The 21,549-nt window shown below is 67.4% G+C and carries 44 protein-coding genes and 1 tRNA gene; 36 read left to right on the forward strand and 9 right to left on the reverse strand.

What is annotated here, in order from left to right; genetic code table 11:
* The first annotated feature begins 96 nt into the window (after positions 1-96).
* The 5 genes from ACFVQZ_RS02740 to ACFVQZ_RS02760 all read left to right on the forward strand — a co-directional run bounded on the left by ACFVQZ_RS02740 (position 97) and on the right by ACFVQZ_RS02760 (position 3,684).
* Positions 97-163: transfer RNA gene (locus ACFVQZ_RS02740), tRNA-Ser, on the forward strand.
* Between the two features lie 203 nt (positions 164-366).
* Positions 367-1,920 carry a TROVE domain-containing protein gene (locus ACFVQZ_RS02745; protein WP_383619053.1) on the forward strand — a complete coding sequence of 518 codons (1,554 nt, stop codon included), beginning with the start codon at positions 367-369 and terminating at the stop codon, positions 1,918-1,920.
* 260 nt (positions 1,921-2,180) lie between these two features.
* Positions 2,181-2,480 carry a hypothetical protein gene (locus tag ACFVQZ_RS02750; protein ID WP_383619055.1) on the forward strand — a complete coding sequence of 100 codons (300 nt, stop codon included), beginning with the start codon at positions 2,181-2,183 and terminating at the stop codon, positions 2,478-2,480.
* A complete protein-coding gene (locus ACFVQZ_RS02755) occupies positions 2,480-3,397 on the forward strand; it encodes a bifunctional DNA primase/polymerase (RefSeq protein WP_383619057.1) in 918 nt (305 codons plus the stop codon). The genes ACFVQZ_RS02750 and ACFVQZ_RS02755 overlap by 1 nt, the downstream gene beginning before the upstream one ends.
* Positions 3,394-3,684, forward strand: coding sequence for a hypothetical protein (locus ACFVQZ_RS02760; RefSeq protein ID WP_383619059.1), 291 nt, complete (start codon positions 3,394-3,396; stop codon positions 3,682-3,684). The genes ACFVQZ_RS02755 and ACFVQZ_RS02760 overlap by 4 nt, the downstream gene beginning before the upstream one ends.
* Positions 3,685-3,847: 163 nt before the next feature.
* On the opposite strand, the gene ACFVQZ_RS02765 is transcribed toward ACFVQZ_RS02760, so the two are convergent.
* Positions 3,848-4,033: a peptidoglycan-binding protein gene (locus ACFVQZ_RS02765; protein ID WP_383619061.1), complete on the reverse strand. Its 186-nt coding sequence runs from the start codon at positions 4,031-4,033 to the stop codon at positions 3,848-3,850.
* A 294-nt stretch (positions 4,034-4,327) separates the two neighbouring features.
* On the opposite strand from ACFVQZ_RS02765, the gene ACFVQZ_RS02770 reads away from it, so the two are divergent.
* The 18 genes from ACFVQZ_RS02770 (at position 4,328) to ACFVQZ_RS02855 (ending at position 11,768) form a co-directional block, all read left to right on the forward strand.
* Entirely contained in the window at positions 4,328-4,531 is a 204-nt protein-coding gene (locus tag ACFVQZ_RS02770; protein ID WP_383619063.1) for a hypothetical protein, read from the forward strand.
* Positions 4,494-4,736, forward strand: a complete 243-nt coding sequence (locus ACFVQZ_RS02775; RefSeq protein WP_383619065.1) for a hypothetical protein — start codon at positions 4,494-4,496, stop codon at positions 4,734-4,736. The genes ACFVQZ_RS02770 and ACFVQZ_RS02775 overlap by 38 nt, the downstream gene beginning before the upstream one ends.
* A gap of 2 nt (positions 4,737-4,738) precedes the next feature.
* On the forward strand, positions 4,739-5,500 hold the full coding sequence (locus tag ACFVQZ_RS02780; RefSeq protein ID WP_383619067.1) for a ribonuclease H-like domain-containing protein: 762 nt from the start codon (positions 4,739-4,741) through the stop codon (positions 5,498-5,500).
* A gap of 8 nt (positions 5,501-5,508) precedes the next feature.
* On the forward strand, positions 5,509-5,772 hold the full coding sequence (locus tag ACFVQZ_RS02785) for a dsRBD fold-containing protein (RefSeq protein ID WP_383619069.1): 264 nt from the start codon (positions 5,509-5,511) through the stop codon (positions 5,770-5,772).
* A gap of 746 nt (positions 5,773-6,518) precedes the next feature.
* A complete protein-coding gene (locus tag ACFVQZ_RS02790) occupies positions 6,519-6,704 on the forward strand; it encodes a hypothetical protein (protein ID WP_383619071.1) in 186 nt (61 codons plus the stop codon).
* Positions 6,701-6,847 (forward strand): hypothetical protein, encoded by a 147-nt coding sequence (locus tag ACFVQZ_RS02795; protein WP_383619073.1) that lies wholly within the window; start codon positions 6,701-6,703, stop codon positions 6,845-6,847. The genes ACFVQZ_RS02790 and ACFVQZ_RS02795 overlap by 4 nt, the downstream gene beginning before the upstream one ends.
* A gap of 2 nt (positions 6,848-6,849) precedes the next feature.
* On the forward strand, positions 6,850-7,227 hold the full coding sequence (locus tag ACFVQZ_RS02800; protein ID WP_383619075.1) for a DUF3310 domain-containing protein: 378 nt from the start codon (positions 6,850-6,852) through the stop codon (positions 7,225-7,227).
* Positions 7,220-7,456, forward strand: coding sequence for a hypothetical protein (locus ACFVQZ_RS02805; RefSeq protein WP_383619076.1), 237 nt, complete (start codon positions 7,220-7,222; stop codon positions 7,454-7,456). The genes ACFVQZ_RS02800 and ACFVQZ_RS02805 overlap by 8 nt, the downstream gene beginning before the upstream one ends.
* The gene (locus ACFVQZ_RS02810; RefSeq protein ID WP_383619078.1) at positions 7,453-7,686 is read left to right on the forward strand and encodes a hypothetical protein; all 234 of its coding nucleotides are present in this window, start codon (positions 7,453-7,455) and stop codon (positions 7,684-7,686) included. The genes ACFVQZ_RS02805 and ACFVQZ_RS02810 overlap by 4 nt, the downstream gene beginning before the upstream one ends.
* A 368-nt stretch (positions 7,687-8,054) precedes the next feature.
* On the forward strand, positions 8,055-9,053 hold the full coding sequence (locus ACFVQZ_RS02815; protein ID WP_383619080.1) for a helix-turn-helix transcriptional regulator: 999 nt from the start codon (positions 8,055-8,057) through the stop codon (positions 9,051-9,053).
* Entirely contained in the window at positions 9,050-9,289 is a 240-nt protein-coding gene (locus ACFVQZ_RS02820; protein WP_383619082.1) for a hypothetical protein, read from the forward strand. The genes ACFVQZ_RS02815 and ACFVQZ_RS02820 overlap by 4 nt, the downstream gene beginning before the upstream one ends.
* Positions 9,286-9,567, forward strand: coding sequence for a hypothetical protein (locus tag ACFVQZ_RS02825; protein ID WP_383619084.1), 282 nt, complete (start codon positions 9,286-9,288; stop codon positions 9,565-9,567). Before ACFVQZ_RS02820 ends, ACFVQZ_RS02825 begins: the two co-directional genes overlap by 4 nt.
* On the forward strand, positions 9,564-9,728 hold the full coding sequence (locus tag ACFVQZ_RS02830; RefSeq protein WP_383619085.1) for a hypothetical protein: 165 nt from the start codon (positions 9,564-9,566) through the stop codon (positions 9,726-9,728). Before ACFVQZ_RS02825 ends, ACFVQZ_RS02830 begins: the two co-directional genes overlap by 4 nt.
* Positions 9,725-9,859 (forward strand): hypothetical protein, encoded by a 135-nt coding sequence (locus ACFVQZ_RS02835; RefSeq protein ID WP_383619087.1) that lies wholly within the window; start codon positions 9,725-9,727, stop codon positions 9,857-9,859. The genes ACFVQZ_RS02830 and ACFVQZ_RS02835 overlap by 4 nt, the downstream gene beginning before the upstream one ends.
* An 8-nt stretch (positions 9,860-9,867) precedes the next feature.
* Positions 9,868-10,932, forward strand: a complete 1,065-nt coding sequence (locus tag ACFVQZ_RS02840) for a hypothetical protein (protein ID WP_383619089.1) — start codon at positions 9,868-9,870, stop codon at positions 10,930-10,932.
* Positions 10,929-11,291, forward strand: a complete 363-nt coding sequence (locus tag ACFVQZ_RS02845) for a hypothetical protein (RefSeq protein ID WP_383619091.1) — start codon at positions 10,929-10,931, stop codon at positions 11,289-11,291. The genes ACFVQZ_RS02840 and ACFVQZ_RS02845 overlap by 4 nt, the downstream gene beginning before the upstream one ends.
* Positions 11,284-11,484 carry a hypothetical protein gene (locus ACFVQZ_RS02850; protein ID WP_383619093.1) on the forward strand — a complete coding sequence of 67 codons (201 nt, stop codon included), beginning with the start codon at positions 11,284-11,286 and terminating at the stop codon, positions 11,482-11,484. Before ACFVQZ_RS02845 ends, ACFVQZ_RS02850 begins: the two co-directional genes overlap by 8 nt.
* Entirely contained in the window at positions 11,481-11,768 is a 288-nt protein-coding gene (locus tag ACFVQZ_RS02855; RefSeq protein WP_383619095.1) for a hypothetical protein, read from the forward strand. The genes ACFVQZ_RS02850 and ACFVQZ_RS02855 overlap by 4 nt, the downstream gene beginning before the upstream one ends.
* Before the next feature lie 2 nt (positions 11,769-11,770).
* On the opposite strand, the gene ACFVQZ_RS02860 is transcribed toward ACFVQZ_RS02855, so the two are convergent.
* Positions 11,771-11,995, reverse strand: a complete 225-nt coding sequence (locus ACFVQZ_RS02860; protein ID WP_383619097.1) for a hypothetical protein — start codon at positions 11,993-11,995, stop codon at positions 11,771-11,773.
* The gene (locus ACFVQZ_RS02865) at positions 11,992-12,210 is read right to left on the reverse strand and encodes a hypothetical protein (protein WP_383619098.1); all 219 of its coding nucleotides are present in this window, start codon (positions 12,208-12,210) and stop codon (positions 11,992-11,994) included. Before ACFVQZ_RS02865 ends, ACFVQZ_RS02860 begins: the two co-directional genes overlap by 4 nt.
* A 49-nt stretch (positions 12,211-12,259) precedes the next feature.
* Between ACFVQZ_RS02865 and ACFVQZ_RS02870 the strand changes: the two genes are divergently transcribed.
* From ACFVQZ_RS02870 to ACFVQZ_RS02895, 6 genes are all read left to right on the forward strand, one after another.
* On the forward strand, positions 12,260-12,403 hold the full coding sequence (locus ACFVQZ_RS02870) for a hypothetical protein (protein ID WP_383619100.1): 144 nt from the start codon (positions 12,260-12,262) through the stop codon (positions 12,401-12,403).
* Complete coding sequence (locus ACFVQZ_RS02875; protein WP_383619102.1) at positions 12,400-12,927, forward strand: deaminase; 528 nt, start codon at positions 12,400-12,402, stop codon at positions 12,925-12,927. Before ACFVQZ_RS02870 ends, ACFVQZ_RS02875 begins: the two co-directional genes overlap by 4 nt.
* Before the next feature lie 43 nt (positions 12,928-12,970).
* Positions 12,971-13,198 carry a hypothetical protein gene (locus tag ACFVQZ_RS02880; RefSeq protein ID WP_383619106.1) on the forward strand — a complete coding sequence of 76 codons (228 nt, stop codon included), beginning with the start codon at positions 12,971-12,973 and terminating at the stop codon, positions 13,196-13,198.
* Complete coding sequence (locus ACFVQZ_RS02885; RefSeq protein ID WP_383619108.1) at positions 13,191-13,523, forward strand: thermonuclease family protein; 333 nt, start codon at positions 13,191-13,193, stop codon at positions 13,521-13,523. Before ACFVQZ_RS02880 ends, ACFVQZ_RS02885 begins: the two co-directional genes overlap by 8 nt.
* A gap of 82 nt (positions 13,524-13,605) precedes the next feature.
* Positions 13,606-13,968: a hypothetical protein gene (locus ACFVQZ_RS02890; RefSeq protein WP_383619110.1), complete on the forward strand. Its 363-nt coding sequence runs from the start codon at positions 13,606-13,608 to the stop codon at positions 13,966-13,968.
* Entirely contained in the window at positions 13,961-14,188 is a 228-nt protein-coding gene (locus ACFVQZ_RS02895; RefSeq protein ID WP_383619112.1) for a hypothetical protein, read from the forward strand. Before ACFVQZ_RS02890 ends, ACFVQZ_RS02895 begins: the two co-directional genes overlap by 8 nt.
* 75 nt (positions 14,189-14,263) lie before the next feature.
* Here the strand turns inward: ACFVQZ_RS02895 and ACFVQZ_RS02900 are convergent, their stop codons facing one another.
* A complete protein-coding gene (locus ACFVQZ_RS02900; RefSeq protein WP_383619114.1) occupies positions 14,264-14,524 on the reverse strand; it encodes a hypothetical protein in 261 nt (86 codons plus the stop codon).
* Between the two features lie 99 nt (positions 14,525-14,623).
* Between ACFVQZ_RS02900 and ACFVQZ_RS02905 the strand changes: the two genes are divergently transcribed.
* From ACFVQZ_RS02905 to ACFVQZ_RS02925, 5 genes are all read left to right on the forward strand, one after another.
* Entirely contained in the window at positions 14,624-14,773 is a 150-nt protein-coding gene (locus ACFVQZ_RS02905) for a hypothetical protein (RefSeq protein ID WP_383619116.1), read from the forward strand.
* Positions 14,758-14,961, forward strand: a complete 204-nt coding sequence (locus ACFVQZ_RS02910) for a hypothetical protein (protein ID WP_383619118.1) — start codon at positions 14,758-14,760, stop codon at positions 14,959-14,961. The genes ACFVQZ_RS02905 and ACFVQZ_RS02910 overlap by 16 nt, the downstream gene beginning before the upstream one ends.
* The gene (locus ACFVQZ_RS02915; protein WP_383619120.1) at positions 14,958-15,128 is read left to right on the forward strand and encodes a hypothetical protein; all 171 of its coding nucleotides are present in this window, start codon (positions 14,958-14,960) and stop codon (positions 15,126-15,128) included. The genes ACFVQZ_RS02910 and ACFVQZ_RS02915 overlap by 4 nt, the downstream gene beginning before the upstream one ends.
* Positions 15,129-15,140: 12 nt before the next feature.
* Entirely contained in the window at positions 15,141-15,434 is a 294-nt protein-coding gene (locus ACFVQZ_RS02920; protein ID WP_383619122.1) for a hypothetical protein, read from the forward strand.
* Positions 15,435-15,844: 410 nt separating this feature from the next.
* A complete protein-coding gene (locus tag ACFVQZ_RS02925; RefSeq protein ID WP_383619124.1) occupies positions 15,845-16,462 on the forward strand; it encodes a hypothetical protein in 618 nt (205 codons plus the stop codon).
* 12 nt (positions 16,463-16,474) lie between these two features.
* Here ACFVQZ_RS02925 and ACFVQZ_RS02930 read toward each other — a convergent pair whose 3' ends face one another.
* The 3 genes from ACFVQZ_RS02930 to ACFVQZ_RS02940 are packed head-to-tail and all read right to left on the reverse strand — an operon-like array spanning position 16,475 to position 18,405.
* On the reverse strand, positions 16,475-16,687 hold the full coding sequence (locus tag ACFVQZ_RS02930; protein WP_383619126.1) for a hypothetical protein: 213 nt from the start codon (positions 16,685-16,687) through the stop codon (positions 16,475-16,477).
* A 40-nt stretch (positions 16,688-16,727) separates the two neighbouring features.
* Entirely contained in the window at positions 16,728-17,561 is an 834-nt protein-coding gene (locus ACFVQZ_RS02935) for a hypothetical protein (protein ID WP_383619128.1), read from the reverse strand.
* Positions 17,562-17,568: 7 nt separating this feature from the next.
* Positions 17,569-18,405 (reverse strand): hypothetical protein, encoded by an 837-nt coding sequence (locus tag ACFVQZ_RS02940; protein ID WP_383619130.1) that lies wholly within the window; start codon positions 18,403-18,405, stop codon positions 17,569-17,571.
* 31 nt (positions 18,406-18,436) lie between these two features.
* Between ACFVQZ_RS02940 and ACFVQZ_RS02945 the strand changes: the two genes are divergently transcribed.
* Positions 18,437-18,610, forward strand: coding sequence for a hypothetical protein (locus ACFVQZ_RS02945; protein ID WP_383619132.1), 174 nt, complete (start codon positions 18,437-18,439; stop codon positions 18,608-18,610).
* On the opposite strand, the gene ACFVQZ_RS02950 is transcribed toward ACFVQZ_RS02945, so the two are convergent.
* Positions 18,575-19,126 (reverse strand): hypothetical protein, encoded by a 552-nt coding sequence (locus tag ACFVQZ_RS02950; RefSeq protein ID WP_383619134.1) that lies wholly within the window; start codon positions 19,124-19,126, stop codon positions 18,575-18,577. The genes ACFVQZ_RS02945 and ACFVQZ_RS02950 overlap by 36 nt on opposite strands.
* A gap of 197 nt (positions 19,127-19,323) precedes the next feature.
* Between ACFVQZ_RS02950 and ACFVQZ_RS02955 the strand changes: the two genes are divergently transcribed.
* Positions 19,324-19,791, forward strand: a complete 468-nt coding sequence (locus tag ACFVQZ_RS02955; protein ID WP_383619136.1) for a hypothetical protein — start codon at positions 19,324-19,326, stop codon at positions 19,789-19,791.
* 37 nt (positions 19,792-19,828) lie between these two features.
* Here ACFVQZ_RS02955 and ACFVQZ_RS02960 read toward each other — a convergent pair whose 3' ends face one another.
* Entirely contained in the window at positions 19,829-21,193 is a 1,365-nt protein-coding gene (locus ACFVQZ_RS02960; protein ID WP_383619138.1) for a NucA/NucB deoxyribonuclease domain-containing protein, read from the reverse strand.
* Between the last annotated feature and the right edge of the window lie 356 nt (positions 21,194-21,549).

Raw genomic sequence — 21,549 nt, forward strand, 5'->3', positions numbered from 1 at the left:
CCGTATCGGTCAGGTGCGAAGGCGCCGGGTACTTCACTGCCAATGAAAAGATCCCCGGCTGCCGATCTCGATCTCTGACCCGCAAGCGCCGATGCCAGGTGCGCAGGAGACGGTTACTTCCACTGCTAATGGGGTGGTCGCGGGTTCGAGTCCCGCCGCCCTTCGGGGCGTAGCTCAGTCGGCAGAGCACCTAATGTCCCCGTCCCCGTTTTGATCTCTGGCATCTCATACTTGTATTCGCGGTGCGAAGGCGACCGGGTACTTCTTTTGGTGAAATCTCCCCGGACTGCCAAATAGATCTCGCGAACATCTCTCAGGACGCCCACCCCGATGGGCGTCCTTTTCGTTGCCCCGAAGGACCCGCGCATGTCTCGATTCAACGTCCGCGACGCCAAGGCGAGCGGGACCTCCCCCATCAAGACGACCGGCAAGGCCGCCACCCACGAAGGCGGCGCCGGCTACCTCCGCGATGAGAAGTCCGAACTCTTCCTGTTGGCCGTCGTCAACCTCGTCAGCCAGCAGAGCTTCTACGAGACCGGCAAGGACCGCGACGACCGGTACGCCCAGCTCGTTCGCACCCTGGCCGTCCAGGACCCCGAGTGGACCGCCGCTCTCCTCGGCTGGCTCCGGGGCGAGGGCAACATGCGGACCGCCGCCGTCGTCGGTGCCGCCGAGTACGTCAGGGCCCGCCTCGGCAAGGGCATCGCCGGCGGCAACCGGGCCGTCGTCGACTCCGTCCTCCAGCGGCCCGATGAGCCCGGCGAACTCCTCGCCTACTGGACGTCCCGCTACGGCCGCAGCATCCCGAAGCCCGTGAAGCGCGGCATCGCCGACGCCGTTCGCCGCCTCTACAGCGAGCGGTCCCTGCTGAAGTACGACACCGCCTCCCACGCCTACCGGTTCGGCGACGTCATCGAGCTGGTCCACCCGACGCCGACGGCGGCCTGGCAGGGCGACCTGTTCCAGCACGCCATCGACCGGCGGCACGGGCGGGACGCCGAGGCCCCGCAGTCGCTGACGATGATCGGCCATAACGGCTGGCTCCGCTGGAAGGCGAAGACGGACCCCGACCTCATGCTCAGCCCCGAGCATCTGAAGGCGGCTGGAATGACTTGGGAGGACGCCCTGTCGCTGGTCGGCTCGAAGGTCGACAAGGCGCGGTTGTGGGAGGCCATGATCCCGTCCATGGGGTACATGGCGCTGCTGCGGAACCTGCGCAACTTCGACGAGACCGGCGTCAGCGACGCCGTCGCCGCCAGTGTCGCCGCCCGTCTCGCCAACCGCGAACAGGTCGCGCGCTCCCGCCAGTTCCCGATGCGGTTCCTGTCAGCCTTCCGGGCGGCCCCGTCGCTGCGGTGGGCGTGGGCGCTGGAGCAGGCAGTGAACCACTCCCTCGCCGCTGTCCCCGCCCTCGCCGGCCGCACCCTGATCCTGGTGGACCGGTCGGGCTCGATGGAGTGGGCGCACTCGAAGGGAACGGACCTGACGTTCGCGGACTCGGCGGCGATCTTCGGGTCGGCGCTGGCGCTGCGGGCTGAGGATGCGACGCTCGTCGAGTTCGGGACGAGCAGTGCGGTGGTGCCGTTCCGGAAGGCGGAGTCGCTGCTGCCGATGCTCAGCCGCTTCCACGGCCTGGGCGGCACCCGGACCGCCGAGGCGATCCGCACCCACTTCAGCGGCCACGACCGCGTCGTCATCGTCACCGACGAGCAGGCGTACGGCTCCTACTACGGCAGCCCCGCCGACGCGATCCCGGACAGCGTCCCGCTGTACACCTGGAACCTCGCCGGCTACCAGGTTGGGCATGCCCCTTCGGGCGGACGGAGCCGGCACACCTTCGGCGGCCTCACCGATGCCGCCTTCCGGATGATCCCTCTCCTGGAGGCCGGGCGGAACGCCGCCTGGCCCTGGGAGAAGTGAGACCGCCGGGGACCTGCCCGGTACAGGTGGGGAGGCAGGGCCCCGACCCCCAAGACGCGGTGCCTGGTGGGAAGCCCCCCGTAAGGGGGTGGGCCCCGGCGTGGAGCCGTACCGCACCCGATCCCTACCCAGGCAATGGGGTCGGTCGCCGAGTGGGATCCGGTGGAGGTTATGAGCTGGGAGACGTCCCAGTGCCGGTGGGGGAGGGAGTCCCGACCCCGTAGATCCGCGACCGGCCCCTTCAACTGAATAGGACCAGCATGGACGAGGACGAGAACCATATCGGCGAGGAAGTGGCCGAGAAGTCCCCGAAACGGAAGAAGAAGCGGAAGCGGAAGAAGGACCCGCTGAAGCAGCTTGAGACCGACCCAGTCACCGCCACGATGCTCGACCGCCTCGACGCGTGGAAGGCAGCGGAGAAGCTTCTTCACGAAGCCAAGTGGGGAACCGGCATCGAGGACGAGGTCGTCGTCATCCTGCCTTCCAGCGTCCTCGACCTGGCGAACTGGCTGCTGTACGGGCCGGCGGCGATGACGTTCATGGACGACGAGGACGGCTGATGTCTTTGCTCGGCTACGCGGCACGGGCCGTGAGCATGGGGTTTTCGATCTTCCCCTGTAACCCCCTGGGGACCGAGGACCCGGAGAACCCTGGCCAGTACATCGAGAAGATGCCCCATCTGCTCCGCCCCGGCCGGCCCTGGAAGCTGAAGTGGGGCGAGGCCGCCACCACCGACATGGACAAGGTCATCCAGTGGTGGCAGTACTCCCCCGATGCCAACATCGGCGTCGCCTGCAAGCCGTCCGGCATCCTCGTCGTCGACTGCGACGTCCCGAAGAAGCAGGGCCTGCTCCGCGACACGCCCTGGGCGTATCTCCATGACCGGCTCGGGCCGCTGGTGGACGGCACTGACGTCCTGCGCGAGATGTGCGCCCGGTTCGGCGACACGTACGAGCGGTTCGAGCGGACCTACCGCGTGTGTACCGCGTCGATGGGGCTGCACCTGTACTTCCGGTGGCCCGAGGACGCCCAGGCGTCGCAAGCGTCCCCGGTCCCCGGCGTCCTGGACATCCGCTGCAACGGAGGGTCCAAGGGCGGATACGTCCTCGCCGCCGGCAGCGTGACCCGCAAGGGCTCGTACGTCGCCGAGAACGACCTCCCCATCGCCGACGCCCCGCCGTGGCTCGTCGAGCTGTGCCGGGAAAAGCCGAAGCCGAAACCGGTGAAGCCGCTGTTCTCCCAGCCCGGCCACGCCTCCTATGGAGGCCTGGTCGATTCCGTCCGGTACGCACAGGAGGGGAATCGGAACAACTGCCTCCTGTGGGCGGCCCGTTCCATGTGCGAGGACGGGGCGACCGAGGAGAAGTGTGTCGAGCTGCTGGTGCCGGCCGCCATGGCGTGCGGCCTCGACGGCGGCGAGCGCCAGGCCCTCGCCACGATCCGGTCCGCCTACCGCCTGCAAGGAGCGAAGTCGTGAACATCATCAACGCCGGCGCGGCCCTCGTCGCGCTAGCCGCAGGCCTGTACTTCACGACCCGAGGGGACTGGATCGCCGCCGCCTTCTTCTGGGCCGGCGCCGTCCACTCCGCCTGGTGCGTCGACTGGCGCGACAAGCCTCCGGCCCGCGAGGTCGAGGACGTGCTCCTCCCGGACTACCTCGGCAGGGGCGTGGAGCCGGTGGAGACACCGACGGACGTCCCGCCGCTCACGTGGGCCGACCATGACCGCGACTGCGAGACCTGCCGACGGAAGGAGACGGCGTGACGAAGCCCAAGCTCAAGATCCGCATGCTGCCGTGCGCCAGGTGCGGCGGCGTGCACGCCCACTGGTGGTCGACGTCGTCGGCGCCGCCGCCGTCGTGTGCCGAGCGTCAGACGACCGGCCGCCGTGGGAGCGGCGGTGTTCTCCGCTCCCACGGCGATGCCCGTTAGCCGTCGTGGTCGCAGCCGTTGCTCCGCAGCGCGCGCCATGTGTTCACGCCGACCTTGCCGTCGATGGTCAGGCCCATACAGGCCTGGAGGAGCATGACGCGGTTCTCAGTGTCAGGCCCGAAGTCGCCATCCAGAGCCAGCTCGTATCCCCGGGACCGCAGCAGGCACTGCACCTCCAGCACGCGCGGCCCCGTGTGGCCTCGAACGGTCAGCGTCGTGCCCCAGTAGAAGTCACACGTCCGCTGAACGGCGACTTCTCCCGACGGGGCAGAAGAGGCTGCGGAGGCTCCACTGGCAGAGATGAGTGAAGTCGCCAGGGCCAGCGCAGCCGCAGCAGCGCCGAGCCCCCTCTTGGTCCGGAACATCACGACGATCCCCCTTCTTCCTGATGAGCGGTCAGGCCGGAGGATACCTAGAACCGCCCGTCGATTTGAGGCCAAATTTTCAGCCCACTGCTATTCGTCGGGTAGGTCCCCATGAAGAAGACCAAGGCTGTCCTGGATGCGGAATCGAAGGCTGCAATGATCGCCCATATCCGTGAATCTCTGGTGGGCTGGCACGCCGGTAAGTGGGCGGAGCTGATGAACTATGGCCCCGCCTGCCACTGCGGCCTTCGGGGGGCGAAGGAGGCGTGCACCCGTCATGGCGCGACCGATACGGACGCTGTGGCTGCCGGGTGACGAGGTCTCCGTCGTCGACTTCGAGCGGCGTCGGGCCGTCAAGCGTGACGCACGCCTGACGGTCGCGGAGATCCACGTCATCGTCCTCGTCCGCGCCTGCCGCGCCGCGAAGGACAGCTACTCCTGGTGGCACTGCACTGCAAACCATCCATGCGTGTTCTGCGAAGAGCTGGCCGAGTTCTGCCAGGAGACGCCGAACGGATAGCGATGCCTAACAACTCAATAGCCGGCCCCCGGATCTTGTCGATCGACATCGAGACATCCCCGGTGGTCGCGCACGCCTGGGGTCTGTTCAAGCAGACCGTAGCGATCAACCAGATCATCGAGCACCCCCGCACCATCTGCTTCGCCGCCAAGTTCATGGGCGAACGGAAGGTCCACTTCTACAGCGAGTTCCAGCATGGCCCGGACGTGATGTTCCATGCCGCCCACGGACTCCTCAGCGAGGCTGACATCGTCATGCACTACAACGGTGACGGCTTCGACCTCCCCCGGCTGAACAGCGAGTTCCTGCTCGCCGGCCTGGCCCCACCCGCCCCGTACCAGAGCATCGACCTGCTGAAGGTGATGCGGAAGAACTTCGGGTTCCCGTCCAACAAGCTCGCGTACATCACGGGACGCCTCGGGCTGGAGGGAAAGATCAAGCACTCCGGCCACGACCTGTGGATCCGCTGCCTCGCCGGCGACCCAAAGGCCTGGTCCGAGATGCGGCGCTACAACATCCGCGACGTGAAGCTCCTCGAAGATCTCCACGACAAGGTGCGCCCGTGGATCAAGAACTACCCGCACCACGGCCTCTACACCGGAGACCCCGACTGCTGCCCGAACTGCGGCGGCAGCGACCTCGTCCGCCAGGGATACGCGCATACCGCCATGGGGCGGTACCAGCGGCACCAGTGCCGTGGCTGCGGTACCTGGTCGCGATCCAGCCGGCGCCTCGACGGCGTCGGAAACACCCAGACCAAGTAGGAGTCGCCATGTCCGAGCCCACCGGGTACAACCAGAACCTCCGCTTCAACCTCGACCAGACGATCTCGGTCAACCTCGTCGCCGACGGGACGACGACGGTCGCCCAGGTCGTCGACAGCGAAGACGACACCCTGGTCCTGGCAGAGGGTGTCGCCCGTCGCCGGAAGGGCGACCGGCGGAACCAGGACGTCGGCGACCTCCTGGCGCTGTCCCGGCTCCACGCGGACATCTCCCAGCGCTTCCGCGCCGAGGCGGACCGGCTCCTGTCGTGACCCGGCATCGGCGCCCCCCACGGCGGGCCCCCTGGTACCTGGGCGGTGCCGCCGTCCTGATCCTCGGCGGCCTCGGTGTGGGGGCGTCGATGATGCCGATCGGAGATACGTCATCGCTACCGTCGACTGCCCCTGTAGCTGTCACGCCCTCGTCACCGACTTCGGTCGCACCCTCACCGCCGACTGCACCGACTGCGACGGCACCGGCCGCATCATCGTCGGCGGCGCCGTCATCGACGCCGTCCGTGAAGCCGAAGCCGAAGTCGCCAGGACCGCCGTCCCGGACACCTTCAAGGCCCCCAACCTCTGCACCGCCTGCGAAGAGCAAGGCCCCTGCGCCGACCCGGGCGCCGGCTGCATCGTCACCCCGCCCTGCTGCTTCCAGCCCCAGCTCTGCGGCGGTCCCCACGAGGACTGCCCCGAAGCGCTCCGCGCCGTTCTCTCGGCCCCCGGCGCAGAGGCCGGCGAGCACGCCTGCGACGCGCCCCACCCCTACTGCTCCCTCGACGGTCACGCCGACGTCCCCGCCACCAGCAGCTACCGGTGTGACCACGTTCTACCGCTCTGCCCCGGCGGAGGCTGCTGCGGCACGGATGGCGGCGGCAGGGACGCCGGGTGACCCGGCCTGCGTCATGTCGTACGCGGGCCAGTTCGTAGAAAGCGACGTCCCCGCCCGGGCTCAGGGCCGGCGGGTCGGCGTCGGTACCGCAGGCGGCTTCGTCTGCCTGATCTGGAGGTGAGCCTGCGTGTCTGCGAAGCAGGGCGAGAAGCACCACAAGGCGAAGCTGACCGCTGACGACGTCCGGGACATCCGGGCCCGCCGGGCAGCCGGCGAGACGATCGAGTCGATCTGGCTGTCGTTCCCGGAGATCCAGTCGGCGTCGACCATCGGCTACATCGTGCGCCGCCGGACCTGGAGGCATGTCCAGTGAGGCACCTGATCAAGTTCGGGTTCTGGGCCTGCGTCGGCGCGGGTGCCGGGTCGCTCCTCGCCCGCTGGGCGGGGCCGTACGTGTTCGCCAGGCTCCAGGCCGCCGGCCTCGACGACGCCGGGGACGTCTTCAACGAGGAGTGATCATGACCAGGAAGATGGTCGGCGACGGCATCGGCCGCAGCGCGGACACCGGCGGTCTGTCGCACGCCGGAGTGCACGACTGGAACGGCTACTGCGACGTCGAGCCGAGGTGCTTCGAGTACGACGAGCGCGTCGCCTATGCCCCCAAGCCCCAGTCCCCGCCGTCAACGTACGACCCTCCGCCGAGCCACTACGCCGCCAGCGGTATCGAACCGTGGGACGTGATCGACGCGTTCGGGCTCGACTACTACCTCGGCAACGTCCTCAAGTACATCTGCCGGGCGGGCAAGAAGGAGATCGCGCCCCGGCTCGAAGACCTGAAAAAGGCCCGGAACTGCCTGAGCAGGGCCATTGAGCTGGAGGAGAAGCGCGATGGATGACGACGTCACCCGCGTCTACACCGAGGGCGGCACCGTCACCCACTACCTGGACACCCTGCAAAGCCCGAACGCCCAGGACTCGGAGGCGATGTGCGGGCGTACACCGTGGCCAGGGATGTGGCACGGGACGGGCAGCCAGGAAGAGGAGGAGAAGGCGGCCGACCTCCGGGTCTGCTCGCAGTGCCGGGCCGTGCTCTGCCACCGCCGGAACGGGTGGCTGACGCAGTGACCGTCGCCTTCGACGACCCCGCCGCCTGGGGGTACTGCCAGTACTGCGCGTTCAACGTGGCCCTCGACCTGGACACCGGCCGGATGCTCGCCCATGAGCGGATGGACCTGGGCTTCATCAACCGCCGCTGCTACGGCAGCCTCATGCAGCCGTCGGCGCAACCTGGACCGGAAGCGGAACCGGTCACCTATGAGGATGTGATCGCTGATGCGATTCGGGGAGATGAGTGACCGCCGCTGGCGAATGATATGGGCTGGCTGGGTCACGTATTTCGCGGCTGCTGAATACGCCGCACTGAAGGCGCGAAACCCCAAGGCCCCTTTCTCCTATTTCATGCGGACGACGCTCGGGATACGGCAGTCACCGCTTCACCACCGTGCGGGGCAGGTGGTATTCGGAGCCGGGATCGTCTGGCTCGTCTCCCACCTCTACGAAAGGGCGAGTGATGGATAGGGAGGAGATACCCGCACACGTCATCAAGCGTCGTCGGGACCAGAAGCGCCGACACACCCTGCGGATGCAGGGAAGGCCGCAGAGGGTACTCCCCCACGAGTTCGAGGAGGCTCGCCGCCTGCTCGTGGAGGCGAACACGGGTGGGATGTCGCGGCAGCAGATCGCGGACCAGATCGGGTGCTGCCCCACCAACATAGACAAGATCCTCCGGGGCAACACCAAGACCGTCAGGCGGAATACCTACGAGGCGATACTCCAGCTCCGCTTCGAAGCCCCGGTCAAGAAGAAGACGCGGCACCAGGGCGCCCGCCTGGACGCCCGACCCTCGGTGCGCAGGATCCAGGCCCTGATGGCGATCGGCTTCACCCAGGTCTTCCAGGGCGACTACCTCGGGATGAGCCACAAGAACCTCAACCTGATATCGCTCGGGAAGACCGAGTTCATCTACGCGGTGACGGCCGCCGAGGTCGCCGAGATGTACCAGAAGCTCCACAACGCAGACCCGGCCGACTTCGGGATCCCGCCCGACTCCATCCGGCGAGCCAAGTCGGGTGCCGCCGGCAGGCTCTACGCCCCGCCGTCGGCGTGGGACGAGGACACGATAGACGACCCGGACGCCTTCCCCGAGTGGACGGGCGCCTGCGGAACCGACGAGGGGTACCGGATCCACCTCCGGGAGGAGATCCCCCTCTGTGAGCCGTGCCGCCGGCTCGTTCAGCTCGACGGGCCGTCCCAGCGCTTCTCCGGCACGAAGCTGCGCATCCGCATGGACCAGCTCGGGCTCGACGCGCACCAGCTGGCCGCGCGGACGGGTATTTCCCTCGACTCCATCCGTCGCTGGGCGTGGGGGCAGCGACGGCCTCACCACAAGTCCATCGAGGCCTTGGCCGCCGCCCTCGACTGCGGCTTCAACGACCTCATCGAAGGCGAAGAAGACGTGATCCAGGAGCAGGACTTCAACCGGATCAAGTTCGCCGTGGCCATGGAGGACAAGGGCGTCACGTACAAGGCCCTCGCGGCCCGGATCGGCATCTCGCACATGGCCGTCTACTACTGGCTCAACGGCAAGAACACCCCGAAGATCCCGAAGATCGTCCGGGCGGCCGAGGAGCTTGAGGCCGACTGGAAGGACTTCTACCGGTGAGCTACATCTGGCATTCCCGGCGCCGCCGCCGCGAGCCGAAACCGACCACCGCGTTCGTCGTCCACCACCAGGGCCGTCCTGTCGCCACCGCCGGCGACGCGGCTGCCGCCCGCGCCTTCGTCTACCGCAGCGCGGAGATGTCGGCGACACACACCGTCGGCTGGACGGGGACGGGGAAGTTCCTCGTGGAGGGTCTGTGGACCGGCTGGGAGCTGCGGGAGGTCCAGGCCCTGTGAGATTCGAGCAGCGCGTTCAGGTCCGCATCCTCGGCGCCCAGCGCCCCTACTCCTACTCGTGGTGGTTCGACCCGGCGGCCGGCGTGCTGCCGTTGCAGGTCGGTGACCGCGTCGAGCTGCCCCCGAACCAGGTACAGGAGGACGGGAGCGCGGGGACCGTCGTCGCCGTCGGCACCGGTTACAAGGGCGAGCTGAAGAGCATCGTCCGCAAGATCGAAGACGCCTACGAACGCGAGGACGACCTGTGGGCCGGCTTCGGAGAGGGGGACTTCGCATGAACTGGCCCCTGATCCGCCGGGTCGTCACGGACGCCGAGCTGCGCGAGGGCAAGCACGTCCACACCGAGAACTACAGCCACAGCGAAATGTGCCAGGGCGGCGACCCCGAATGCCCGCTCTGGCAAGCCCAGTTGGAAGAAGCCATGGAGGCATGGTCATGACCCGCACCATCATCCCCCAGCCCAAGCTCGCCGACATCGGCCAGAACGAGGACACCGAGATCATCGAGTTCGAGCCGCTGCCCGAGACCGCGCCGGTCGAGCGCCCCATCGAAGAACCCGTTCCCGCCTAGGAGCCACCGTGTCCGAGCGCAGCGACTACGGAGACAGCAGCAGGGCGCGAAACAAGCTCGTCCCTGCCGCTCTCACCGCCTACCGGCACTTCCAGATGATGCTCACCCCCTCGACGGGTGCGCGGCTGACGCCCATGACCGGAAACGACGGCTACGAACGCGAGAAGGTCTACGTACCCGGCGCACTCGCCGAGGAGCAGGAGTTCCACGCGACGTGCTTGCCCTTCGTCAGTCCGTACGGGGGTGCGCTGGCGACGCGGTCCACCAGGCACCCCTACTTCAAAGAGCACCCCACGCCGTCGCTGGAGTGCACCTGCGGCTTCTACGCCCACTACTTCCCCGAGACGGACTTCTACCGCGACGGCCAGTGGGCCCTCGACGAGGGCACCATCGACCTGACCGGCGTCCGCTTCATCGTCCGCGCCGTCGTCGAAGTCAGTGGCCGCGTCGTCGCCGGCGACCTCGGCGTGCGAGCCGAGAAGATGAAGATCAAGGCCCTCGCGGTCGACTGGGACAAGTGCATCGTGCAGAGGCCGTATCCCTCGCCGGACGCCATCGGGTGGCGGCGAGGGTCGCTGGGGTACTGGAGGGCGGAGTACAGCAGCCGATACCGGGACATCTGGCCGGACCATGACCGCCTGATCATGGACAACGCGGAAGGCCTCCTCGCGCACACCGCCGCGAAGTACGCGGCGAAGGCGTACACCTCCGTCGCGGACATGTATGCCGACCACCCGCAGCAAGATCTCTCCGCCCTCGGCATCACCGCGATGACGCAGGACGAGCTGGCGGAGAAGAAGCGCCGGGAGGCGGAGGAGGCGCGGAAGGCCCGCGAGGCCCAGATCGCGATGTACGCCACCGACATCGCGGTCGACATGAAGTCCCTCGCGGACGTCATCAGCAGCTTCACCACCGGCCTCTCCAAGATCTCAGTCGACCTTTCCGGCACCGACGCCAGCCCCACGTCGTCCCAGGCCGTGGCCCGCGCGCAGCTGGACCGCCTGATGGAGAAGAAGCGCAACCGCCCGGCGCCGCCGGGCACCGGCATCGACCGCAGGAAGAGGAAGCTGTGACTCCTGACGAGATCAACACCCGGGCCCGGCAGGCGCTCCTCGACGCAGCGGAGATCATCGGACGCGACGGCTGGCACCAGGGCGCCTACTACCCGGGGCACACTTACGGTCCCGAAGCGGAGGGCAGCGAAGCTGCCCGCAGCGCGCCCGTCTGCGCCGTCGGCTCCATCCGCCGTGCCCTTTGGGGCGTAGCCTGCGTCCCTCTCCACATCTATCGGGACCCGCGAATCACGGTGGCGAGGCAGGCCGAGAACCTGCTCGGGCAGCACGTCGGGGACGAGGTCCCCAACTGGAATGACCAGCGCGAACGCACCGCCGAGGAGGTCATCCTCGCGATGAAGCGGGCCGGCCATGACTGACGAGCGGGAACGTTTCTCCCGTCACGAGTGGATGGGCCGGCGCGTGAAGGTCCGGTTCAAGCCCCACTGGCCGGTGCCGATCGGCAACTACACCTACGACGGCTTCGACGACGCCGGCATCTGGGTCACCCACGACACGAACGGCCAGCGGCGGATCATCTGGCACGACATCGACGAGGTGAGTCTCGCATGAGGGTCCTGTTCTGCGGCGGGCCGGCCGATGGGCAGTGGCGTGACGTGCAGCCCGTGCGCGCCGGGGGTGCCGTCGTTGAGGTCGAGGTCGTGGCCCCGCCGACCCCGCTCGAATTCGTCAACGGCACCGGCACCCTCGCCAAGGTCAGGTACCGGCTCTGGCCGATCACCCTTCTCGGGCACCACATGTACGTCGCGGCGCCCCGGGGTGATCACAACGAGTCGGACTCCGTCCTGTACGGGGTCCTGCGCCGCGATGTCGCCGATCACCTTCGGGGCCGGTGAGCTTAGGCCGCGTCCCACTGGTGGGCCCTGCCCCCGCGCCATTCGACCCACGCCGGGTCGTCGATCACCAGCTCGGGGTCGAGGATCCCTGCGCCCTCCAGGAACACCACCAGGTCGTGGTCCGAGTGGGCCAGGCCCAGGATCTCGTCCCGCCCGCCTCGGCGCACGGTCACCCTCCGCCCACCGGAGGGTGATGGACGGTGCACGGTGATCGGCGCGGCGCTCATACCCTCCAGGGTGCCCCGGGCGCGTCAACGTGGCCATCGGGGACATCATCGTCCGCTGCCGGCAGCCGGAGCGCGAGGTCGTGCGCGAGGTCGCCTGCTGCCCGCCCTTCCTCCGTCTCGTCCTGGAAGTGCAGCAGCAGGGCGACCGCCCGACGGGCTTCGTCGAGCGTGATCAGCGGCAGGCGGGGCCCGGAGGTGTAGGTCGTCTCGTCCACCCCCTTTCCAACGCCGGTGGCCCGACGCGGTCACGGAAGGAAGCTGCATGTGAACCCGGAAACGCACTGCGCGGGGTCTCCCGACACGGTCTACCTCACCGAGGAGCCGGCCGAGGAGTACGTCCAGTACCTCCGCGACGAGAGCAGCATCAAGGTCATCATCTGGCCCGGCGGCGCGGTGGCGCTTCCGTGAGGCCGCGCCCCGACCGCGACGCATGGCACCTGCGTGGGGCCGCGTGGCTGGCCGAGATGGGCGACTGCACCCGGCGCAGGGTCGGGGCCGTGATCGTCGGCCCGGACAAGCGCTTCTGGGGCATGGGCTACAACGGCGCACGCCCGGGCGGTCCGAGCTGCCTCGCCGGGGACTGCCCGCGAGGGCGGCACTACAAGGAGACGGCCACTGTGCGCGAGTGGCACGCCGACGGCGACGGCTGGCGTGACGTGGTCAAGGAGCGCTGCGCCGGGGACTGGAACCCCTGGCCCTGCCCCGACGCCGTCGCCCCCGGCTCGTCGTACGACACCGGGCCCGGGGCCTGCATCGCCAGCCACGCCGAGGCCAACGCCGTCGCCGACGCCATGCAGCGCGGTGGAGGCCGGCTCGGCGGGGCCGTCATGTACGTCTCATGCGAGCCGTGCGAGGGGTGCGTTCGTCACGTCCGGAACACGACCGACATCAAGGCCATCATCTGGCCGAAAGGAACGGTGACGCTGCCGTGAAGCGACACCACCGCCACCGCCGTCATCGACGAGGAGGAAGACGATGACCCCCGATGAACTGCGACGCCGGCACGTCCGGCAGCCGAAAGCGGAGTCGAAGGTCGCGCTCGTCGTGTCTTCGTTCTTCGCCTACGACCAGGCCGGCGCCTACAAGGGCCTGGTGAAGCTGACCCCGGCCCGAAAGCAGCAGTACGAAGCCATGGGCTTCACCTTCAAGCGGCGCAACGGTGTCATGCCGCCCGAATGGAAGGCGGTCGAGGACGGTGTATGAGTACCGAGCCCGGGTGCTCCGCGTCATCGACGGCGACGCCCTCGCCCTGGCCGTCGACCTCGGCTGCGACGTCACGATCAACATGACCGTCCGTCTGTGGGGCGTCAACTGCCCCGAGCGGGGAACCGCCGGCGCGATCGAGGCCATGACGTTCACCGCCCACTGGGTCACGTCCGCCGCCGACCAGAACTTCACGCTCAGGACGGTCAAGGACAAGAAGGAGAAGTTCGGCCGCTACCTCGGCGTCCTCTACCGCGCTCAGGCGGAGACCAGCCTCAACACTGCCCTCGCCGAGGCCGGCCACGCCGTGAGGTACCTGCCGTGACCCCCGAGTGGATCGCCCTCATCGTCATCGGCGGCGTCTTCGTCGCCGTCATCACCGCCGTCATATGGAAGGGAGTCGACTGATGCCCGAAATCGACAAGGCCGAGGTCTACCGCAAGGCCGCGGAGATCATCATCCGCGACGGCAAGCACGAGGCCGAGCTGGTGCGCAACGATCGCGGGATTCCGGAGGACGAAGCCCTCAAGGACCCGTCGCGGCCGGTGTGCGCCCTCGGGGCCTGCGCCCGCGCCGAGTACGAGCTGTACGGCACCCTGCCGAAGTCCGCGTACGAACGCTACGGCTTCAAGGTGCCGAAGCCGTCGCCGCACCGGTACAGCGGGATCTACTGGCAGCCCGTCCAGTACTTCAACGACGACGACAGCACCAGTGCCGAGGACGTCGCCCTCGCCCTCAAGCGTGAGGCAGGAGCGTGGGACGGTGCCTGAGCGCTACCTGTCCTGGAACCCGGATCGGCGCCGCGTGTGGACGGAGCACCCCTGCTTCCCCAAGGGCGCCGTCCGGTGGCGGGACTACTGCCAGAAGTGGCGGGACGAGCACCGGGGCAGCAGCTACGCCCCGCAGCTCCAGCTCCGCATCTACCGCATCAACGAAAGCGGCGACACCATCACCGAGATCCCGCCCGGCGAGTGGGACGAGCATGCCTGACCCAGTCCTCGACGCGCGCGGTGTCGCCATGGATAGGCACTGTCGGCGGGGAACGCCTGGCGGCGCCAGGGGCGCTCAGGTGCCCTGCTCACACATGGCCGCGACCAGGAGCAGAAGGATCACGAGCCCGGCCAAGCCTGCACAGCCCATGCATCCGCCGCCCGAAGACTTGGGCGCCTCCGGCGACGAGGTGTACCTGGCCCGCCCGGTGCCGCCAAGCAAAGTGCCGGGGTGCTCGGCGCGGTAGTGCGCACTCAGGAGGTCGAGCGCTTCGGACTCCTTCTTCCAGCCCGTCACGTAGTTGCACTCACCGCACGCGTACTCGAACTGCGCCATGACTCCCCCAACGCTACGCGGCCAACTAGAACGTTTTTCTAGTATTCCACGCGGGCCGCCTCATGTCTCCCAACTGACCCTCAAGAGAAAGTCTTTGTGATGGCACCACCCTCCCCGGGCAAGCAGCCGGCATCCGCCCGCAGGAAGAAGAACAGCCAGCCGACGCAGCGGTCCCCGCAGCAGCGCGTGAAGGTCGTCGGGGCCGACGGCAAGGTGACCTGGATCTGGCGGCCATGGCCGACGAAGTGACCTGGGTCAGCGACAGCAACAGCTTCTTCGCCCACATCTCTGCGTGGGGCGGCAGTCCCACCCGCTCCACCGCGTGCGGCATCCACCTGGGCGACTTCTCCTACACCTCCTGGGACCTCGTCGAGGCAGCCAAGGGGAAGCCGCAGTGCTCGTCCTGTCTGGCCGGCGCGCGGGTGATGCCGGGGTGAAGCCGACGGTCTACGCCGTCCGGGATCCCCGCACCGGCACCTGGGCGTACGTCGCCCGCTGCCAGGACTGCGCCTGGAGCTACAGCTCGGGCCCCGGCGCCGACGGCTGGGAGTGGACACTGATCGTGGCCATGGCGCACGCCTGGCTCAAGGAGTCCACCGAGTAGAGGAGAGATCCCATGGTCTACGCACGCTTCTGCGATGGCGACGTGCAGGTATTCGGCACGTGGGGCCCCGATGCGGCCCAGGTTTTCGAGTGCGCGCAGTGCCGGTTCGTCGAGACCCGACAGCTGAACGACCCGGTCTTTTTCGGCGGCCGGATCGAGCCCGCCGCCGGGGAGCCGGCCAAGTACGTCACCGAGTCCCGTGCCGACATGGTCGCCCACCTCCAGCGGCACCACGACGCCGGCCACAGGCTGCCCGCCAACGCAATCGAGCGCCTGGCCGGGGAGGCTAGCTGGGGGAAGCCGTGAACCGGACCCTCGTCCGGGGCCGGCGGGGCGCCGGGGGGTGGTGGCGGTACCGGGCCACCTGCCCCTGCGGCTGGAGCTTTGAGACGCCCGCCGACTACTTCGGCAGCATCCTCCCCAACCTCGCCCAGCACCGGGAGGTGTGCCGACGGTCTACCACTCCCACGGCATCCCGGACTGGATGATCACGAACAGGATGAACCCGAAGAACGCCAGCCCGGCAGGGATGGCACAGCAGCTCGCGCATCCGTCGCCAACGTCTTCGCCATTCCCTCGTCGGACTCCGCGCGCTACCGCGTCCTCGATTTCCCATCTGTCCATGCCACCGGTGTGCCCGCCGCGCAACAGGAACAACCGCCTCCACCGTTCAAGTGGCCCAGCACGTACCGGACTTGAGCTGAAAGGACATGGCCGTGCCCCGACGCATGCAGGCCAACCCGGATGCGCCCCGCGCCCACCACGCCGAGCACGAAGAGCTGTGGGACTGCGACCGGCACCCGCCGTGCGCGCCCGCCGAGGAGCAGCCGGCGCTGACCCTCGCCGAGAAGATCGACGCCGTCCCTCGGATCAAGGGACACCCGTACCACGACATCGTCCGCAAGGCCGATGTCCTCGACGCCCTCAAGGGCACCGTCGGCGTCCCCGACACCGGCACCGTCCTCGTCGTCGACGGCGTCGTGCAGGACGTGAAGCCGACCGACGTCCTGGTGCACCGGTGCGGCGTCGGTTGCAGCGGCACCCACGGTGGCCCCGGCACCGTCCGCTACACCGTCGTCGTCCCCCCGGCGAAGCCGGCGTTCTTCGAGCCCGGGAAGAAGTACCGGCGGTTCGTCGACTGGAGCATCCGCGCCCAGGCCGCCGAGGTCACGGAGCGGTTCGAGTGCACGGTCGTCGAGAAGGACGGCGACGGCAACGCGGTCGCCTTCGGCCGGCTGACCGTGCCGTGCACGACAGGCAAGACGAACGGCGTCGACCACTGGACCCTGATGGGCGGGTACCAGTGGAAGAACGACGGCTGGGAGGCGGCGTAGGCCCGGCGCCGGTCAGGGGACGCGGAGGTCGTTGAGGGCGTTGTGAGTGGGCAGCTCTCCGGCGGTCTTGTCCTGCTGGTCGCCGTTCCCGAAGGTCTGGTTCAGGAGCCCAGCTCCGGGGAGGTGGTTGCCGACGCTGTCGGCCGACGCCGCCCCGGCGGAGACGAGGACGGCGGTAGCGGCGACAGCGGCGGAGGCGAGGACACGGCGGTTGAAGATCGTCATGCTGGGCTCAACGACGAGGGCTCCGACAGGGCACGCCTGGCTACGCCGCCCGCCGCCACCACCGGCGCTGCACCGGCACGGGCGCCGGGGCGGCGTCGTCCTCGGAGCGCAGCGCGGCGCGAGCTGCCGCCACCAGTGCGGACATGTTCTCGGCAAGCTCCGCTTGGAGCCTCCGCCGAAACGGCTCAGAACTAGGCGAGCTGTCCACGTGAGTCGCCACCATTACCGCTTCCAAAACTGGCGCATTCGTAGCAGCACGTAGGGCCTCAATTGCATCTCGGTACCGCCGCATTTTATCGTCCGCTGAGTTTACAGAGCCAGCAGCCTCCTCACGCAATTCATCAAGAGCTTCGAGGGCTCTCCGGGCGAGTTCAGATTCAGCTGGGTCGTCGCTAAACGCTTGGCGACGCAGGATGCTAAAGAAGTATTCTGCTCGGCCAGCTATTTGAATCGTCGCCGCAAAAGGCTCAAGATGGCGATGGACTCCCTTCGCCGCTTGAGCAACGTCGAAGGGCATAATTAGTTCAATCTCGGCCAGCTTCTGCGCCACCAAGTGATGCGCTTCCTGCATCTGGCCGTCCACACTGTCAGCATCCTGGCTGGAGTACAACGCAGCGACGCGTTGCACTTCACGGACGCCTCGGATGAACTCAGCCATCTGAACCTGCCGGACACTCCAGAGGGCCGCCACCCGCTGAGCCTCGGCCGCGATCGTCGCCGCCTCCCTGGCCGCAGCAGCCTGGTCTCGCCCGCCGTTGGCCTGGATCTTGGCGCCGATGATGCTGCCGAGGAGGCCGCCGAGGATGGCGATGGCGGCAACCAGGGCGGCGAAGATCTCGGGGTTGTCCTCGAAGTACTGCCTCAACGCGGCCACGGGCCCATCATGCCGAACTTGCGGGAGTGGGTGCAGAGTTACACCGCCATCGACGGCGGGGAGGGGGCACTCTGACCGGCGAAGCAGATTTCAGCATGCTGCGAGTGGCGACAACAAGGTCATCCACCTTCTCGTCAACCTCCCGGTCGGTCCGCTCCCGCCCTTCGACCATCGCCCTGAAACCAGATCCCAGGGCCGGCAGGACCTCCACCACTAGGTTTCCGCTCAAGCCAGTAGATTCACGAACAGCTTCATACGCGCGCCGTTCGGCTCGATCCCTCTCGATCAGATCAGGTCGGTCCTTGGCGAAGTGGTACTCCTCCACCGCTTCCAAGGCCTGAGCGGCTGCATCGCGATCCCCAGGGTCATCACTACGCATTAGCATATGCAGTCGACCCTGCACATAGCACACAGGACCCGCTACAGCGGCATACTCACCTGCATACAAGACTGCGTCGCATACTTCCGTCACCGCTTCCACGACATCCTCAGAAGCAACTAGTCGGATTGCCGCTTCCCTCTTAAGCACCGCTTGCTCAGCTTCACTCAGGCGACTTGTCAGAGTACCTTCGAAGGAGTTCTGCTTGTAGAAGTCGTCATGTATAACCCTGACTTCGCGGACACCTTGAATGAACTCGGCGATCTGCACCTGTCTAACTGTCCATAGCGCGGCCTCCCGTTGCGCTTCGGCCGCGATCTCTGCCGCCTCACGAGCCGCCGCCGCCTGGGCCCGGCCGCCGTTCGCCTGGATCTTTGCTCCCAGGACGGCGCCGACACCAACGAGTAGCGCCACGACGGCCGCGAAGATCTCGGGTCTGCCTTCGAAGTAGTTCCATACGTCCACCGCGCCATCATGCCGAACCCCAGGGAGAGTTGTGATCGATCCGGAGAGGGCGAACGAGATCGCCATGGAGATGGCCACCGAGACGACGTTCAAGGTCTTCTCGATGTACCGCAAGGCCGGCTTCACCCGGCGGGAAGCCCTCGAACTCACCAAGATCAACCTGGCGGCGTCACTGCAACGCGGCATCACCCGGGGCGGGAAGTAGCGGCCGGCCTACATCGGCGAGCGCCCCCGGCCGGAAGCCGTCCCGCAGCAGCGGCACGGTGCGGTCGACGTCCTGGAGCAGCCCGCCGCCGGCATACGGCCACAGGTCGGGGTCGGCGACCGCGATGCCCACATAGGCGCGGCCGGCCTCCCACTCCCAGGTCGGGTCCAGAGCTGTGCCGTCCGGCCGGACCACCCACGCGTGCGAGAGGAACAGGTCGTCGCCGGCGAACGGCTGGGCGAACCCCTCCGCGTACAGGAACCCCTCGGAGCGGGCGTAGAGGGCCGCGTTCCGGTAGCAGTGGCGGGCGGGCATCGCCTCGGTGCCGTCCGGCAGGGGCCCGACGTCGTGCCGCCGGCCTTCGGCGAGAAGCAGGTGGTACGGGCTCCGGTAAGCCCAGCCGGCGGTCCGGAGAAGGCCCGCCTCGGGCAGCCCCTGAGTCATCGTCCGGAGGTAGCGCAGCAGACCCTCCTCACCGGCGAGGAGGGTCGCGTCCGGGAGGGCGCCGTTCGTCATGCCCTCGACCCTAGCCGCGCCCCAGGACGGCAGGAATCCGAGTGCGAAAGGGAGACCGATGACCGCCCCGTACCGGATCCTCGTCACCGGCAGCCGCGACTGGGCCGACACCGTCACCTTCCACGCCGGAAGAGAGACGACAGGTGAGGAGGTCGTCCGTCGGCGGCTCGACCGCCCTGAGGAGCTAGGGTCAAGGCATGGACGACGAAGCAGAGTTCGAGAGCAACTTGTTCCTGGTCGGCGAGCCAACGGACGTCGTGTTCGACGCTCTTTCGGTGACGTACAGCCAGTTCTGGCTGGCCCTCGCTGCGGCCGACCACTTTGTGGACGTTTCGACCGCCGTCCCTGCGGCCGACTCGATCGTCACCAACGGTGATGCTGTCGGGATTCCAACGAAGATCTCTGCGGGCCACGTGAAGGTCGCTCTGTCCGCCTGGCCGGCGACGCCACCTGACGGACAAGGGGTCCTGCTCGGCTCGTCCTCCATCGAGGTGGAAGGCCGCGAGCTGCACCTGGTCAACGTCGAAGGGCGGGAGCCCGGCCCCGCACTCGTCCTGGAGGACGACGGACCGTACGAGGTCCGGGTCTGGAGGTCGGAACCGGCAGGTACGAGTACCACTGAGTACTTTGACATCCGCGTTTGCCGGGACCCCGCCTCCGGCTGAGGCGAGATCCCGGCAATCGATCTATCCGACAAAATCGCTAACTGGTAGCGATCCTGACGAGGAATCCGTCACGGTGGAGAATTCGCTCCCTCGCGTAGAAGGCTGCGAGTGATCCACCAGCGGAACGATTCTGGGCCAGGTCGAGGTACTTGACGGAGAAGTCGTACTGCAAGCTCGCCGGCCCTTCCCAGGTGGACCCGAAGGGAAATTCGTCGCAGTCAAGCCCTGTAGCGTTAGCAGGCTTGATCGGAGTGCACGCGGCGTTCTTCTGCGCGATATTCGCGTTCCGCCACCTCTGAGCATTGGCATCCCACTGCTCATACAAACGAGTAAGCGGTTTGGCCCGCGAGGTCCCAGGTATCACCTTCCCGGTCTTCCGCGGATCCGTGAGGTCGGGGTTGGTGAGAGCCAGCTGGATATGCCTGGCTACGGCGCCATGGCTAGTGGAAGTGGTGTTGTAGACCAGAGTCGGAGAGGCAACAGTGAACATTCCACCGCTCTCTCCATACACATAGGATGCCGAATCGAATCGGATCGGGGTGACTCCGTCGCGGTAGCCTATGCCTTGGGTGAGGGTCGAGATCTGGCACTCGTTGACATAATCGCGCCCTTCGCCCTTTGACTTATCCTGGAAGAATACGATCGAGGCGACAGCTGCGCCGTTATTCCGCCACGCCGAGAGGGTCTTCGGGTTGTCCGCGCTGTTGATGACCTCACAGGCAGGTCCGGGCCCCCCAGTGCCCTCCGTCCAGGGAAGCCCCAGAGATTCACCCTTCACTTCGAACGGGATGTCTCTGACGTGGCCGTCAATGTCCCAGTAGCCGAGGTTAACCATGTAGTTGATTTCCCGGCGGTCCCGAGGCGCCTGCCCTGCAATGGTCTGAACGTAGCTGGTGGTCCCGACGACGGTTCCATTGCTGTCTCTCCAATAGAACGCCTGCTTCTTCACGGAACAGTACGTGAAGCGCTTTACGATCAGACCCGTCCCCGCCCCACCAGCAAGTTGGTTCCGGCACTCGTTCAGAGGGTCCCAGGGCGATGCCGCCGCAGATTCCTGGGCCTGAGTCCTGGCAACCCCTTCCGGGGTGTAGTCGTCCAGGTTGACCTCATACGGGACACTACCCCGCTCCGGCATTTCAGGCCATTCCGGACTAGCAGCACTGCGGGCTGCTCCGGATCCTGAAATCAGCTCATCGGGAACTTTGTCTCCGATTTTGAGCATCGGATGATCTGAATCCACGACGTGAGCCAGAGTCGGAGTCGGCTCCTCCGTACCGTCGTCAGCACCAGCGGCCGGCTGCACTCCGAAGGCGACCACAATGGCACACGTCGTCAACCAGCGTAATTTTCTGTGCTTCACAGTCCCCCCAATTTCAGGCATGCTGCATGCCTTCACCAGCATGCTATATAGGCGTGTTCGGGGGCACTATCGATTTTTCAGACACTTGATCAGACACAGGGCCTGTTTCGACCTCAACAAGAAGTCAGAACGCACCAACTGGAATTAAGGAACAACTCGTGCCATACGAGGACGTGCCTCATATGATCGCCAGTTCGTACCGCGTCCTCGTGACCGGCAGCCGGGACTGGCGCGACCAGGACACCGTCTACGAAGCCCTGGCTACCGCCTGGCGCGATGAGCCCCACGCCATCACCCTCGTCCACGGCGCCTGCACCAACCGGCGCCGACGCCATCGCTCGACTCCTGGGCCGTCGCCAACAGCGTCGCCGTCGAACGACACCCGGCGCAGCAGCACC

It is taken from the genome of Streptomyces sp. NPDC057854 (genome assembly GCF_042797055.1).
Taxonomy (GTDB): Bacteria; Actinomycetota; Actinomycetes; order Streptomycetales; family Streptomycetaceae; genus Streptomyces.